This is a genomic window from Sorangium sp. So ce131 (genome assembly GCF_051519095.1).
Classification (GTDB): domain Bacteria; phylum Myxococcota_A; class Polyangia; order Polyangiales; family Polyangiaceae; genus Sorangium.
Genome location: NZ_CP150455.1, coordinates 1252888 through 1267807 on the forward strand (window position 1 = coordinate 1252888; position 14920 = coordinate 1267807).

Sequence of the window (14920 nt, forward strand, 5' to 3'; positions counted from 1 at the left end):
CCTTTGAAGACAGCGGACCGAAAGGCGACGTGCGGTCGGGTTACCTCGACTTTAGCGCTGGAGCTGGGATTTGCGCTGATATGCAGGAGGCGCCCTGCAGGCCAATCTGGGAGGACCTACTGCAAAGGTTGCGTTTGGTGAAGGAGCGATTTGGCGGCGTCGTCGGCCACGTCTGTCAAGCAGGCTCCCGCTTCGATGTCCAGATTACGTACGCGCAACCGCTGCATCATGCTACCTTCGGACTGTGGCTGACCGAATTGGATCGTCAGGGGCAGTTGATTCGGGTCATCGGATCCTACCTAGCGGCGACGCACAGGGTCTTGATCCAGTTCCAGGAGCCCCGTACCGACGTCCTGGAAGTGTACATCTCGGAGGCTACAAGACCTCAGATCGATGAGTTCCTGCTTGCGCTCGAAAGCGCGCTGGAAGCCGTGGCGCACAGGCGCAGCGATGTACTCCTGCGACACTTGACCGGCAAGCGACCGCCCGAACATGTTCCATATTTGGAGAGCGATCAGGCGATCGACGTTCGCGTCGATGAGCATGTCGAAGCCGACGGGGTGGTGTCCGTCTTGGCTCGACCTCGTACCGCCTGGAGCATGGCCAGGTTGGATTCGAGCCTGCTTTCTTATGACGATGATGAGGCGAGTGCCGTCGGGCGCGTTCTCGGAAGGATCCTCAATCCGTTTTTGCTCCCACCCACCTTCGCCAGCGTTGGGAGGAAGGCCATCAAGGTCAACCGAGTGTGCCTGCCGGGATTCTTAGAGGAGACGCGAGACGACGCGGCGGCTACCGTCGAGCCTGCGCTCGCCTTTATAGAGGAGCCGCCAGGGCACCGCGTCGGCATTTGTTCGCAAGTCGCAGAGTCGTTGGGAAAGCATGAAGACGGCTCAGTAGATCGGGGACGATTCTACGATGGATTGCTAGCAGCGAAAACTCTTCTGAGGTTAGTAGTCGAGAAGGTCTTTGAGACGGGGTTGTCCCGGGACGGATCATTCACGATCGTCCCGCTGGGCGCCGACCCAGAGGACCACCTCGACTTCAGAGCACGCCTGCCGTTCGCGACCTGGGATGATTCTCCTTCAACCCAAGCGGCACCCGAGTCGGGCGTCGTCATCTATGCCGTGTTCCCAGCCGCGCATCCAGAATCCATCGAGTTGCGACAGGATAGCGTCGTGGTGGACATCTTCGGTGTCCTGAGTCTCAAGCCCGACCTGGAGAGCCTGGCGAAGAACATCATCTACGTGCGAGGGGCGTCGATCCGGGTGGGCGATGGGGACGTGCTGACGGGACCTCTCTCCCTGAACGATCCAGCGGATCCCGCCCTGCTCGTGTCGCTGCTCGCGGAGCTCGACGACCCAGAGCGTCGAAGAGTGGGTTCGCCTCGCTCCGCACGCGAATTTGAGCTACTCGCCGAGAAGCTCGGGCTCGAAATCGGCTGCCTTCGTGGATTCTGGGGAGAGATACATCGATCTGACTGGGACGCATTCCACGCGCGTCGCACCGGTGACGTGGCACCGTTCAAAATTTCGAGCTCCGTTACCGCAGCGAGTCCACCAGTCGCCAATGTGCGAGAGAAGAGTATCAACATTTGTGACTACATCTTCAGCCCGTCACACCTGCTGTCGGGTTCGGTAGTCATAAATCCTGTTACCGGTGAGTCTACGAGCTATGCAGGACTGCAGCGGTTGGCGAGCGTGTATGCGCATTGCTGCCGTCGGATCGGCGTTCAACAGGGCGACGTGGTGGCCCTTGTTGCGCCCGACGGAATTGCGAGCGTAGCCATCATGGCGGCGTGCTTCATGGGCGGTTGGGTGTTCTCGCCGCTGAACTATTCAACGGCGACAGATAAGCTCGACTGCATGATCCGGGCGATCGCGCCTCGGGTCGTCATCTATGACCCAGCGGCGGCGAGCAATCATCTGCCGACGATCCATCAGCGACCGTGTTACGACCTGGACGAGCTCTTGCGACTGCATGATCCTGGCGACACAGCGGAGCCCGTCGAACCTTTATCGCTGCCGCCGGATGCCCCCGCGGCGATCCTGTTCACCTCAGGTTCCACAGGAACACCGAAGGCAGTCGCACACTCCCACGGCGACTTCGTAACCTGCAGTCGAAATTATCGTGTTTGTGTGCCTAAGATCACGTCGAGTGACTGCGTCTATACGGCATCCCGCAGCTTCTTCGCGTACGGGCTGAACAACCTCATCATGTCGCTGTGCGCCGGAGCTAGTCACGTGCTCGCGACACCTCTCGATGGCAGGAGAGATATCGCGCGCTTGATCGGTGATTATCGTGTCTCGGTATTCTTCGCAGTGCCGGCGATATACAAGCAGGTTCTATCTAAGCACGGCCCGCGTGGACGCTTTCCGGCGCTGAGGCTCTGTATCTCGGCTGGAGAAAAGCTGCCTGCGAAGCTGTTTCGTGAAGTGCAGGAGGCGTTTGCTGTTGACGTGATTGATGGGATTGGGAACACGGAAGCCATCTCGACGTTCATCTCAAACCGAGAGCGGTCCACGTCTCCCGGCTGCACTGGCATGGTAGTACCAGGCTTCGCGGTCAAGTTGATCAATGACCGGGGCGAACTTTGTCGGGTTGGCGAGGTGGGGATCCTGTGGGTGAAGGGGGACACCTTGGCCAATGGTTATATGGGTGACGCGGCTAACAGTCAGCAGTACTTCGTGGACGGCTGGTTCAATACGCAGGATCTGTTTTTTATGGATGCTGACTATAGATTTTACAGCGTTGGCAGGGCCGGCTCGGTCATAAAGATTAATGCATGTTGGTTGTCGCCTGAGCTGATCGAGTCCGCGCTGCAGACACACCCAGCGGTGAAGGAATGCGCGGTGTGTATCGTCAAGGACAGCTACGGCCTGCCCAGACCGAAGGCATTCGTCGTGTTAGCTGACCACTTTGCCTGCGAACCGGATCCCCGTAGCCTGTGGAGCGAGCTGCGCAAGCTATCGATAGATAAGCTTGGAAAGGACCACTATCCCCACATTTTTGCCACTATAGATGCGTTGCCGAGGACGACTAGCGGCAAGCTGATCAGGTCGGAATCGGCGTACCCGCCGGGGTAGGGGTGGTAGCCCCGTGTCGGAACTGCGACCTGTCGACGAAGGTACCCCCACGTTCGACGTGTGCGTAATGCCAATCAAGGAATCGCATGAGTGATCAAAACCCGAACGCTGCAGTCCTCCCCGGCGATGTTCATGTTGGATACGAGCGTCGATGGGCCGCCATGTTCGTCTTGCTGGCGGCGTGGTTCATGAACCTGCTCGATGTGAGCATCGTGAACGTCGCCCTCCCCAGCATACAGAACAACCTTCGCGCTAGCGAACGGGGCATCCAGTGGGTCGTTGAGGTCTACATTCTGACCTATGCGTTAGGGCTATTGCCTCTCGGGCGCCTGGGAGATATCGTCGGGCGCCGGGGCATGTTCATCGCAGGGGTAGTGGCGTTTACTGGTTCTTCGGCGTTCTGTGGCGTCGCATCAGGCGCCGAGATGCTGATTGCCGCTCGAGCGCTGCAGGGCTTGGGAGCGGCCATGATGTCCCCTCAAGTGATGGCGATCGCCCAGGCTATGTTCCCGCCCAAGGAGCGTGCAAGCGCATTTGCGTTATTCGGCCTGACCTCCGGGCTCGCGGCAATCCTGGGGCCGCTTGCAAGCGGGATCTTGATCCACGCGAATCTGTACGCGTTAGGCTGGCGTTGGGTCTTCCTCATCAATATTCCAGTGGGTCTGGTGACGGTGGTCGCAGCGACGTCCATGGTGCCCAAATATCCAGCCCAGGCTAATCTTCGAAATGACTGGATTGGAATCGGCCTCGCGGGAGCGGCTATCCTGTGTCTCATTTTTCCGCTGGTGGAAGGGCGCGTTCACGGCTGGCCGCTGTGGTGCTTTATCACAATGGCGGCCTTCATCCCCTTGGCGTTGTCCTTTGTAAGGTGGGAGCGTGCCCAGGCGACGACCGGAGGGTCATCGCTGCTGCCGATGTACCTCATGAAGACTCGTGACTACGTCGTCGGCGCGTCTGCGATTATGGTGTTCTTTTCCTCGCTGCAAGGGTTCTTTTTGGTTTATGCCATCTTCCTGCAGGCGGGTCTTCAGTTTACGCCGCTGCAAGCGGGGCTCGCTACGATGCCATTCCCGGTGGGCGTGCTTGTGGCGACGCTAACGGCGGGAAAATTCAAGAACCTTAAGTGGAAGATTATCTCCGGATCGGCCCTGCTGATCGGCGCGTTCGGCGCGCTCGCGACGATCGTTCAGGCGGCGTCGGCGACGCCAAGCTCACTGGATTTCGTGTCGCCTTTGTTCGTGGGCGGAGTAGGCGCTGGCACTTGCATCTCCTCCCTCTTCCAGGCCGTCATGAGGCCCGTGCCGCTTAAGGACGCGAGCTCAGGTTCGGCTGCGGTGCAAGTCATCCAGCAGATCGGTGGGGCGCTGGGAGTCGCCTTGGTATCATCGATTTTCTTCTCAGGCATCGGAGCCCAGCGAGGGCCCGGTGAGCATGTTCAAGAGGCGTTCAAGGCGGCGTTTCAACACACGATCGTCTACTTCATAGGGGCGTACTTGGTAGTTGCCGCGTTGGCTCTTGTGATGAAATTCGGGCTGCCGAATCACGCGATCTCGCCTGGTGTCCCTGGGCGGACACAGCCGGCTGACCCGAAAGTCAAGCAACCGCCTCTGGCGGTGTGATTGGAAAATATCTGCTCTCCCGTCGTGGACAATGCGATGGTCTCCTCATGGAGAACCCCTCGGGGGCTGCCGTCGAACCGCCCGCATTGCGGGTGATAGCTGACTGAACCCATGTCAACGGGGACAACACCGCGTACACGGAGTCGGGCACGCGTCGGAGGCGGCAGCGTCCAGGGGCTGCTCAGCAGGAGCGCAGCACCCGCGCGACATGCTCTGGTTCGGTTGAGACGAACAGGGCATCATAACGCACCCAGCTGCACTAGAGAAATGAGTGTGTGACGTGAAACGCAACTACATTGGACTGGCAAATTCATTTCACGACTCTGCCATGGCGATCGTCAGCTCTAGTGGTGAGTTGCTGTTCGCGGAGGCTACCGAGCGCTACTTGCAGAACAAGCGAGCCATCGGGATAGCCCCGGACCTCTACAAGCGCGCCGCCGACCTGGTCGAAGAGTTCTGTGACCCAGATGCAGACATAGTGGTTGCCACCACGTGGAGCGAACAGACTTCTGGGCTGATGGAGGAGGGACTCAAGCGGACCGTGCGAGCGGCTCAGCAATATAGAAACGCTTTTGGCGATCCACCCCCCCTTGTTCGGCGCCAATTGAGCGGGCAAAAGTTCTTCTACCAGTCGCAGCTAGCGATGGTGAACCAGCCGGGGCACCTCCTGGAGTACGATCTGGCCTACTTGGACGGCTGGGAGGCGAAGGACATCCAGCGCCGCAGCTTCGAGCACCACCTGACGCACGCAGCCGTGGGTTGTTTCAGTAGTCCATTCGACAACGCCCTGTGTGCGGTATTGGATGGGATGGGCGAGAGGTCCGCGTTTGCTTGCTTTCACTACGCGGACGGCAAGCTGACGGAGCTCGGCAAAGAGGCGGGCAGCGGCGGCTGGTCCAGCTTAGGGTACTTCTACGGCCTCATTTGCGAGGCGTGTGGCTTCGGTCCCATGTCGGGCGAGGAGTGGAAGGTCATGGGTTTGGCGGCCTACGGTCACCATGACCCGGAACTCTACGGGCTCCTGCGGGAGATGATCGGCGTGAACGGCATACGCATCGAGTTCCCGCCGCCTGCCAGGTTCAGCCAGCTGCAGCAGAAGCTGTTCTCGATTCGCCGACGCAGAGGCGAGCCGGTCATAGGGTACGCCAACCTGGCCCATGCGGGGCAGCAGGTCTTCAGCGAAGTGCTGTTCGAGTTCCTTCGCGGTCTCCACGCAACCGGGCTGTCGGATAATCTGGTACTCGCCGGCGGCTGCGCGCTAAACTCGTCCGCCAACGGTAAGGTGCTGTCAAACACACCGTTTCGGAACTTGCATGTGTTCGCTGCACCCGGCGACGACGGCAACGCTGTCGGCGCTGCGCTTCTGGCGTACAGCGAAGACCACCCGCAGGGGCGACCGCCCACTGGCTTGATGTCGCCATACCTTGGATCGAGGATGAGCTCGGAAGCGGCGCGCAACGTCGTCAGGTTCAGCGGACTGAAGCTGAGCGAGCGCCGCGACGACGGGCCTCGCAGGGCCGCGGAGCTGCTCGCTCGCGGGAAGATTATCGGGTGGATTCAGGGGCGTTCCGAATTTGGTCCCCGGGCGCTCGGCAATCGGTCCATCCTTGCCGACCCGCGCTCGCCGTCGATCAAGGAGACGATCAACGCCCGTGTGAAGTTTCGCGAGGAGTTCCGTCCATTTGCGCCATCGATTCTGCATGAGTATGGGCCAGAGTATTTCGAGCATTACCAGGCGTCGCCCTATATGGAGCGGACTTTGAAGTTCCGTGAGGAGGTCATCCATAGAGTGCCTGGTGTGGTTCATCTGGATGGTACTGGGCGTCTGCAGACGGTCAAGGCGGAGTTGAATCGTCGATATCACGCGCTGATCAGCGAGTTTCACCGTTTGACAGGCATTCCTCTTGTTCTTAATACGAGTTTCAACGTGATGGGGAAGCCGATTGCGCACTCTATCGAGGATGCGCTCGCTGTATTTTTTACCAGCGGATTGGATGCTATGTTCGTGGATGATCTGTTGATCGAGAAGTGATGCGTCTGGTGCGAGGGCGCGCTGCTCTGCTTCGTTGGGAGGCGCTTTGAGTCTCCCCTATGGCGACGGTGAACGCCTGGATTTGGGTATATGGAGACGAACTCTTGACGCCGGGCAAATCTATACTCAGTTGCGCGAGCGTGTCTTCGGTTGACCCGTCGTCGGTGCCCTCCCCGTGGCGCGACCTACAAGTGTAATGTTGGTAATAGGGGTGGCTCGATTATCCCGCCCGTCAAGGAGCTGAACATGGACCGTGTTACTCGCGAGGTCATGGAGATGTACACGAAATTTCCGTACCCCTCCGCGGAGGTTGATCGGCAGGAGTTGAAGGAGCTTGCGAATCTGCTTCGCGTCCTCGCAGCCGAGAATCAGCTGAGCCTCGACGGCAAAAGGATCCTCGACGCAGGCACCGGCACTGGGCAACGTATGGTGCAAGCCGCGAAGACGTACCCGACGAGCATGTTCACTGCGGTCGATCTCTGCGAGGCCTCGCTGTCGCTGGCGAGGAGACTCGTCGAGAAGGAGGGGCTGGGCAACGTCACTCTGAGGACGGCAAACTTGATGGAGGATCTCCGGGGGATGGGGCGCTTCGACCTCATCCTCTGCATCGGAGTGTTGCACCATCTGACGGAACCGAAGGTAGGCCTCTGCAACCTGAAGAACGTGTTGTGCGAGGACGGCGCTATCGTCCTTTGGCTGTATGGCGAGATCGGCGGGCGCGAGCGCCGCAAGCGACGGCAGATCATCCGCCGCCTCCTGCAGAATCGCGTCGATGATTACAGGACCGGGATTCAGCTGGCCAAGGATCTGAAATTTGACGATGACCTCGAGCTCGGCTGGGACCTCAGCAATATCACGGAGAGAGAGCGCGACGGGCTCATCGTCGACGCGTTCTTGAACATCAATGAGAAGTTGTATGATGTCGATAGTATTCATGATTTGATGGTGGGCAGCGGCCTGGCTGGATATGTCGTCTCGGGGATCACGCATGGGAAATTCGCGTACCTGTTCGATACGGTGCCCCACGATGCGGCGCCGGCGAGCTACAAGATGACGAACGTCGCTCGGTTTCTAAATACTCCTCTGCTTCGTCAGCACTATGCTGCGCTGCCGATCCTGGACAAGTATCGCCTGCTCGACTTGTTGTTTGCCCCGGCGGGCTACACGATCATGGGCCTCACGGCGGGCTTCATGGAGCGCCTGCCGCCGAACGGTCGCCTGCGGAAGAACCTGGTACGCCTCTGACTCGGGTTTCGTCGTTATTGTTGCCTATTGCGCCGCGGTCCAGGCGACGCCGCGCGGCCGCATCGAGGACGCCCGGCTGGCACGGCGAGCGGCGCAGCGTGCCGCCGTCGGGATCGTCGAGCAGCCCGCAATGCGCCTGGGGCTTCGCCCCGCGAGGATCGAGAAGGTGGAGCCGGACAAGGGCGCCCGCGCGGCGGCGTTCGCGGTCCACGTGGCGCTGGTCGAGTCGTCGTTGCAGTCGCGGCTCTGGGTGGACGAAACGCCGCCTCAAGAACTCCCGCGTCGCCGCGTTCAAGCCCATGACCGACTTCGACTGGTCCTGGCCCAAGAAGATCGACCGCGAGGCCGTCGACGACCTCTTCGGTCTCGGCTCCCTCACCACCGGCCACAAGTAAGCGCCCGGCCAACGCCATCGTGACCGTCGGCGGGGCGCCGGTTACCTGTTGCCATCGCGACGAAGGAGGAAGCGATGGCGACGAGAGCGGAGTGGGCCGAGCGGGTGGAGCGATGGGAGCGGAGTGGGCTGAGTGCCCACAAGTTCGCGCGGCGCGAGGGCTACAAGCCGAAGCAGCTGTACTGGTGGCGCTGGAAGCTGCGGGCTGAGGGGTCGTCACAGCCGTCGCCGCCATCGTCGACGGAGGGACCGCGCTTCCTGCCGGTGCACGTCGTGGCGGACGCATCGGCAGTCGCGACGGAGCCGATCGAGATCGCTCTGCCCAACGGGCGGGTGGTGCGCGTTCGGCCCGGCTTCGACCCGGCCACGCTCGAGCGCGTGCTCGTGCTCGCCGCCGAGGAGACGCCGTGCTGACGCTGCCGCCGTCGGTGCGTGTCTACGTCGCGGCCGAGCCCACGGACCTACGAAAGAGCTTCGACGGGCTGTCCGCCCTGGTGTCCCAGCGCTTCGGAGCCGACCGCGCTGTGCGGGCATCTGTTCGTGTTCAGGAATCGGCGAGGTGACCAGATGCGAGTGCTGTTCTGGGACCGCACTGGGTACATGATCGTGGCGAAAAAGCTGGCACGCGGCCGATTCCACCTCGCCCGCGACCTGCCCAAGGGAGCGACCCACGTCGAGGTCGAGGCGGCCGAGCTGTCGCTGATGCTTGAGGGGCTCGACCTGTCCCAGGCGGTACGGCGCAAGCGCTGGAGACCCAGCGCGAGAAAAACTTCTCCGTCGAAGCAAGGCTTGATGGATGCGCACGGGATCGCTATCCCGCGCGCCACGTGACCAGTCCGCATCAGTCCCAGGCACAACTTCCCGCCGATCTGGCGGACGTGCGGCGCAAGCTCGAGCAGCTGGCGGCCGCAGGACAGATTCAAGAGCTCATTGAGCTGGTGCTCGGGCTTCTGCTCCAGCTGCGCGACAAGAACACGGCGCTGTCGGCGCGGCTCGCGAGCGCGCTGCGCGAGTTGTACGGCCGCAAGAGCCAGAAGGTCTCGACCGAGCAGCTGATGCTGCTATTCGCCGAGCTCGGGGCGGAGGCGCCGCAGGGAGCCGCTGGCGCGGCGCTCGCGTCGGAGCCCGGCGCCGAAGCTCCGCCGCAGCCGGAGCAGGTGTCGGTGATCATCTCGTCCCGCGTCGGGTCGGTGAAGACCGCGGCCACATGATCGCCGGCGTTCACCGTTCACCGCCGGCCCCTGCGCCGATCTGGGCCGCGCCCGCCCCCGTGGCGTAGACGTTGCGCCCGCCGAAAAGTCGAAGGCCCGAGGGCTGCCACCCTCGAGCCTTCTGGAGCTCCGCCTTACCGGAGTGCCCCACCTTCATCACAAGCCGGGCTCCAGGTCCAGAAAACGGCGGCATGGAGCCCGTTGCCGTCGTCCGCCTACCGCCTCGCCGTCTGCACCCGCTGCCGCGTCCAGCTTCGCCTCTGCCGCCGCTGCGATCGCGGCCAGCGCAGCTGCCGCGACTGCCGCCCGCTCCGGCGTCGTGAGTCGCTCCGCCGCGCCGGCGCCGCCTACCGCACACGGCCTCGCGCTCGCCGCCTCCATGCCGCTCGCCAGGCCCGCTACCGCGACCGGCAGCGGGCCAAGTTCTCCGCGCAGAAAGTGACGCATCACGGGGTGACGCAAGCCGCGGCCGCGTCGACGTCCCAGCTCGCGCCGGAGCTCTCCTCCGGCCGAAAGGACGACGATGACGATCGGATCCGAGATGTCGGCCGCTGCTCGCTCTGCGGAGCGCGGCTTCCGCCCTGGGCCACGCGCGAGCGGCGCGCTCGGCCAGTTCTTCACCGACGCGCTCCCCGCGTCCCTCAAGGCCCTCCGCGGTGACGGGAGGCGATGGTGATCGCCAAGGAGAAGGAGACCGAGATCTTGCGCCTCTACCACGGCGAGAAGTGGCCCGTGGGCACCATCGCCGGCCAGCTCGGGCTGCACCACACCACCGTGCAGCGCGTGCTCGGGCAGGCGGGCGTCGACCCGAAGGTCGTCGCGCCGCGCCCGTCCATGGTCGACCCGTTCGTGCCCTTTATTGTCGAGCAGCTCGGCAAGTACCCCTCGCTGCGCTCAAGCCGTCTCTTCGTCATGATCAAGGAGCGCGGCTATCCGGGCGGTCCCGATCATCTGCGCCGGGTGATCGGCCGCCTGCGCCCCAAGAAGCCGGCGGAGGCATTCCAGCGGCTGCGCACGCTGCCCGGCGAGCAAGCGCAGGTCGACTGGGCACACTTCGGCAAGCTGGCTGTCGGCCGAGCGCTGCGCCCACTCTGGGCCTTCGTCATGGTGCTCAGCTACTCGCGGCGCATCTTCTTGCGCTTCTTCCCCGGCGCGGGGATGCCCTTCTTCGTGCGCGGGCACGTCGAGGCGTTCGCCGATTTCGGCGGCATCCCGCGCGTGCTGCTCTACGACAACCTCAAGAGCGCTGTCGTGGAGCGCCACGGCGACGCGATCCGGTTCCACCCCACGCTGCTGGCTCTGTCGGCGCATTACCGCTTCGAGCCGCGCCCCGTCGCCGTCGCCCGCGGCAACGAGAAGGGCCGCGTCGAGCGCGCCATCCGTTACGTCCGCGAGGCCTTCTTCGAGGCCCGGAGCTATGCCGATCTCGGCGACCTCAACCGACAAGCGGCCGAGTGGACCAGCTCCGCGGCGCTCGATCGCTCCTGGGTCGAGGACCGCACCCGCACCGTCCGCCAGGCCTTCGACGACGAGCGCAGCGTGCTCTTGCGACACCCCGACACCCCGTTCCCGGCCCACGAGCGCGTCGAGGTCGAGGTGGGAAAGACCCCCTACGCGCGCTTCGATCTCAACGACTACTCGGTCCCCCATGACCGGACGCGCCGCACGCTCGTCGTCCTCGCCGATCTCGATCAGGTGCGCATCGCCGACGGCAACGAGATCGTCGCGACCCACGTCCGCTCGTGGGACCGCGGCCAGCAGATCGAGCAGCCCGAGCACATCCAGCGGCTCGTCGATGAGAAGCGCCGCGCCCGCGAGCACCGCGGCCTCGATCGGCTCGCCCGCGCCGCCCGCAGCAGCCAGGCCTTCCTCCGCGTCGTCGCCGAACGCGGCGACAACATCGGCAGCGCGATCGCCCGGCTTCTACATCTGCTCGATGCCGTCGGCGCCGCCGAACTCGAAGAGGCCCTCGTCGAGGTGCTCGAGCGCGACGCCATCCACGTCGGTGCCGTCCGCCAGGTGCTCGACCGCCGCCGCTCCGAGCGGAGCATGCCGCCTCCCGTCTCGATCCCCGTCACCCGCGGCCAGCACGCCGACCTCGTCGTCACGCCGCATTCGCTCGCTACGTATGACGCGCTGAAAAAGGACTCGACGCCATGCCCGACCTGACGCCCAACGAGACCAAAGACCGCCTCAAGAACCTCGGCCTCTTCGGCCTGCTCGCCTGCTGGGAGCAGCTCGCCGACAAGCCCTGGCTTGGCGAGGTGCTCGCCATCGAGGAGCGCGAGCGCCACAAGCGCAGCCTCGAACGCCGCCTGAAGAACTCCCGCGTCGCCGCCTTCAAGCCCATGACCGACTTCGACTGGTCCTGGCCCAAAAAGATCGACCGTGAGGCCGTCGACGACCTCTTTGCCCCCGGCTTCCTCGCCACCGGCCACAACGCCGTGCTCGTCGGCCCCAACGGTGTCGGCAAGACCATGATCCTCAAGAACGTCGCCCACCAAGCCGTCGTCCGCGGGCACACGGTCCGCTTCTCGACCGCGAGCGACATGCTCGCCGACCTCGCCGCGCAGGAGTCCTCGGCCGCGCTCGCGCGAAGGCTGCGCCGCTACACGGTCCCCGCGCTTCTCTGCATCGATGAAGTCGGCTACCTCTCCTACGATAGCCGCTACGCCGACCTGCTCTTCGAGGTCGTCACCCGACGCTACGACGCGCAAAAGCCGATCCTGCTCAGCACGAACAAGGCCTTCGCCGACTGGGGCCAGGTCTTCCCGCACGCCGCGTGCGTCGTCACGCTCGTCGACCGGCTCGTGCACCGCGCCGAGGTGATCGAGATCGAGGCCGAGAGCTACCGGCTCAAGGAAGCCAAGGAGCTGAGCGCCACCCGCACCAAACAGCGCCGCACCAAAAAGCACTGAGCGACCTCTTCACCGGTGAACTTCACCGGCATCCGGCGTCGTCTTCACCGGCATCGGCTGCGGATTTCACCGGTGAACTTCACCGAATTCCCGCGGGTTGCCGCGATCATCTACACGGAGAACGCCTCGCAGCGGTGCGCGCACCCGAAGCGCGAGCGCACCTCGAGGGGCATGCGCGAGACGCCCTGGGTGCCGAGCTCGCACACCAGCGACCCCGCCGCCACGTCCCGCACCGCCTCGACGAGCGCCCCTTTCACGCCCTCTGGCAGCCACGCCAGCCCTTCCTCGGTCACGCGCTCGCGGTGCCGCTCATCCCCAGGAGCGCCCCCGCCGCCGCCGCGCCCCCTCCCCTCTGGCTGGCTCGCCCGCGCCCTCGGAGCGGCCTTTCCCGCCCGCCCCCTTCTCCGCCCCCGTCAGATCCCGTATTGCCGCAGCTTCTTGTGCAGCCCTTCGCGCGTGATCCCGAGCGACTTCGCCGCGTTGGTCTTGTTGTTGTTGTGCCCGCGCAGCGCCTCGAGGAGGAAGAACTTCTCGACCGCGTCCATCATCTCCTTGAGCGACCCCTTGGGCGTGCCCGCGCGCACCACGAGCCCTTCCACCTGCCGGATCCGCGGCGAAAGCAGCTCCGGCGTCGCGAACGCCCCCGGCTCCAGCTGGATGACGATCCGCTGCACCTCGTTCTGGAGCTCCCGCACGTTGCCCGGCCAGTCGTACGCGACCATGAGCTCCATCGCCTGCTGGCTGAACCCGCCGCACGGCTTGCCGATCTCGTCCGAGTAGCGCTCCAGGAAGTGCGCCGCCAGCAGCGGGATGTCGTCGCGCCGCTCCCGCAGCGGCGGCAGCCGGATCGGGAAGACCTTCAGCCGGTAGTAGAGGTCCTCCCGGAACCTCCCCTTGGCGACCTCGTCCTCCAGGTTGCGGTTCGTCGCGGCGACGATCCGCACGTTGACGTGCTTCGGGCTCGTCGCGCCCACGGGCCGGATCTCGCCCTCCTGCAGCGCCCGGAGCAGCTTCGACTGGAGCGACAGCGGGGTCTCGGTGATCTCGTCGAGGAAGAGCGTCCCGCCGTCGGCGATCTCGAACAGCCCCTTCTTCTCCTCGGTGGCGCCCGTGAACGACCCCTTCTTGTGGCCGAACAGCTCGCTCTCCAGCAGGGTCTCGGCGAGCGCCGCGCAGTTCTGCGCCACGAACAGCTTGTCGCGGCGGCGCGAGCGGTAGTGCACGGCGGCGGCGATGAGCTCCTTGCCCGTGCCCGTCTCCCCCTCGACCAGCACCGTGACGCGCGTGTCGACCACCTTGTCGAGCTGCGCGATGACCCGGTCCATCGCCTCGCTCTTGCCGATGATCTCCACCGCGCTCCGGCCCCCGCCCCGGCGCTTCTCCTCGCGCCCCTTGAGGAAGCTGTTCTCCTTCTGGAGCCGCTCCTCCGCGAGCACGAGCCGCTTGATGAGCCGGGCGTTCGCCACCGCGAGCGACGCGTTCGCCGCCAGCACGAGCAGCGTCTCCAGATCGCCCGAGTTCAGCATCCCGGGCACCGTCCGGTTGTCGGCCTGGAGCACGCCGATGATCTCCTCGCCCTTCCAGAGCGGCACCGCCAGGGTGCTGCGGATCGAGGCGCCCATCAGCGACTCGGTCTGCCCGACCTCGATCGGCGCGTCGGCGGCCAGCACCGCCGCCCGCTCCTTGATCACCTTCCGGTAGACGCTGCGCGTGATCGGCACCGGCCCCGCCGGCGGCGCCCCGCGGCCGGACTCGGACCGGACGCGCGTCATCACCGGCACGAACGCCGCCGGCGCCGCGCCCTGCTCCTGGTCGTCGTCGCGGAGCACCACCGTGACGTGCGTCGCGTTCGGCACCAGCGCGAGCACCGCGTCCGCGATCTCCGCGAGCACCTGGTCGAGATCGTTCGCGGCGCCGATGCGCTTCTGCGCCGCGTACATCGCCGAGAGCGCGCTCGGATCCCGCTCGATCTTCGCCTCGGCCGGCTCGATCTCGTCGAGCCGCCGGATCGAGACCACCCGCGCGTCGTCGGCCTCCTCCGGGATCGTCACCACCATCCGGGTGACCGCCTCGCCCGCGCCGAGCTCGATCACGTCCCCGCTCTGGAGCGCGATCGCGCCGCGCCCGGCGCCGAGCTCGAGGCGCTCGCCCCCGCGCGTGACGCTCGTCCCGTTCGTCGAGCGCAGGTCCTCGAGGAGCACCCCGTCGGCCGTGCTCACGATGCGCGCGTGCGACCCGGAGACGTGGCGGTCGTCGAAGACGACCCGGTTGTCCGGCGAGCGCCCGAGCGTGATCACCTCGCCCTGGAGCTCGAAGGTGCGCCCGGCAGCCAGACCGTGGGTTACCTCGAGCAGAATCATGGTTCGGTCAGCCAGGAAGACCCGTGGGGAAGGGCCCGGAGTAAACCGTCAAGACGGA

At 64.5% G+C, this 14920-nt stretch carries 11 protein-coding genes and 1 pseudogene; 10 read left to right on the forward strand and 2 right to left on the reverse strand.

Going from position 1 to position 14920, the window contains the following annotated elements:
- Positions 1-137: 137 nt before the first annotated feature.
- From WMF43_RS04550 to WMF43_RS04595, 10 genes and pseudogenes are all read left to right on the forward strand, one after another.
- The gene (locus tag WMF43_RS04550) at positions 138-3083 is read left to right on the forward strand and encodes an AMP-binding protein (RefSeq protein ID WP_437677705.1); all 2946 of its coding nucleotides are present in this window, start codon (positions 138-140) and stop codon (positions 3081-3083) included.
- A gap of 86 nt (positions 3084-3169) precedes the next feature.
- Positions 3170-4702, forward strand: coding sequence for an MFS transporter (locus WMF43_RS04555; RefSeq protein ID WP_437677706.1), 1533 nt, complete (start codon positions 3170-3172; stop codon positions 4700-4702).
- A gap of 280 nt (positions 4703-4982) precedes the next feature.
- Positions 4983-6734 carry a carbamoyltransferase family protein gene (locus WMF43_RS04560; RefSeq protein ID WP_437677707.1) on the forward strand — a complete coding sequence of 584 codons (1752 nt, stop codon included), beginning with the start codon at positions 4983-4985 and terminating at the stop codon, positions 6732-6734.
- 246 nt (positions 6735-6980) lie between these two features.
- Positions 6981-7979, forward strand: coding sequence for a class I SAM-dependent methyltransferase (locus WMF43_RS04565; protein WP_437677708.1), 999 nt, complete (start codon positions 6981-6983; stop codon positions 7977-7979).
- Positions 7980-8448: 469 nt separating this feature from the next.
- Positions 8449-8787, forward strand: coding sequence for an IS66 family insertion sequence element accessory protein TnpA (gene tnpA, locus WMF43_RS04570; protein ID WP_437677709.1), 339 nt, complete (start codon positions 8449-8451; stop codon positions 8785-8787).
- 14 nt (positions 8788-8801) lie between these two features.
- Positions 8802-8936 carry an IS66 family insertion sequence element accessory protein TnpB gene (gene tnpB / locus WMF43_RS04575; RefSeq protein ID WP_437683942.1) on the forward strand — a complete coding sequence of 45 codons (135 nt, stop codon included), beginning with the start codon at positions 8802-8804 and terminating at the stop codon, positions 8934-8936.
- A complete protein-coding gene (gene tnpB, locus WMF43_RS04580; protein ID WP_437683943.1) occupies positions 8896-9204 on the forward strand; it encodes an IS66 family insertion sequence element accessory protein TnpB in 309 nt (102 codons plus the stop codon). The genes tnpB (WMF43_RS04575) and tnpB (WMF43_RS04580) overlap by 41 nt, the downstream gene beginning before the upstream one ends.
- Positions 9201-9530 (forward strand): annotated as a pseudogene (locus WMF43_RS04585) (IS66 family transposase); the annotation flags it as partial. The gene tnpB (WMF43_RS04580) and the pseudogene WMF43_RS04585, both read left to right, overlap by 4 nt.
- 723 nt (positions 9531-10253) lie before the next feature.
- Positions 10254-11753 carry an IS21 family transposase gene (gene istA / locus WMF43_RS04590; RefSeq protein ID WP_437677710.1) on the forward strand — a complete coding sequence of 500 codons (1500 nt, stop codon included), beginning with the start codon at positions 10254-10256 and terminating at the stop codon, positions 11751-11753.
- The gene (locus WMF43_RS04595) at positions 11741-12502 is read left to right on the forward strand and encodes an ATP-binding protein (protein ID WP_437675810.1); all 762 of its coding nucleotides are present in this window, start codon (positions 11741-11743) and stop codon (positions 12500-12502) included. Before istA ends, WMF43_RS04595 begins: the two co-directional genes overlap by 13 nt.
- A 110-nt stretch (positions 12503-12612) precedes the next feature.
- Here WMF43_RS04595 and WMF43_RS04600 read toward each other — a convergent pair whose 3' ends face one another.
- Both WMF43_RS04600 and WMF43_RS04605 read right to left on the reverse strand, forming a co-directional pair.
- Positions 12613-12795 (reverse strand): hypothetical protein, encoded by a 183-nt coding sequence (locus WMF43_RS04600; protein WP_437677711.1) that lies wholly within the window; start codon positions 12793-12795, stop codon positions 12613-12615.
- A 120-nt stretch (positions 12796-12915) separates the two neighbouring features.
- The gene (locus tag WMF43_RS04605) at positions 12916-14862 is read right to left on the reverse strand and encodes a sigma 54-interacting transcriptional regulator (protein WP_437677712.1); all 1947 of its coding nucleotides are present in this window, start codon (positions 14860-14862) and stop codon (positions 12916-12918) included.
- Positions 14863-14920: the final 58 nt, after the last annotated feature.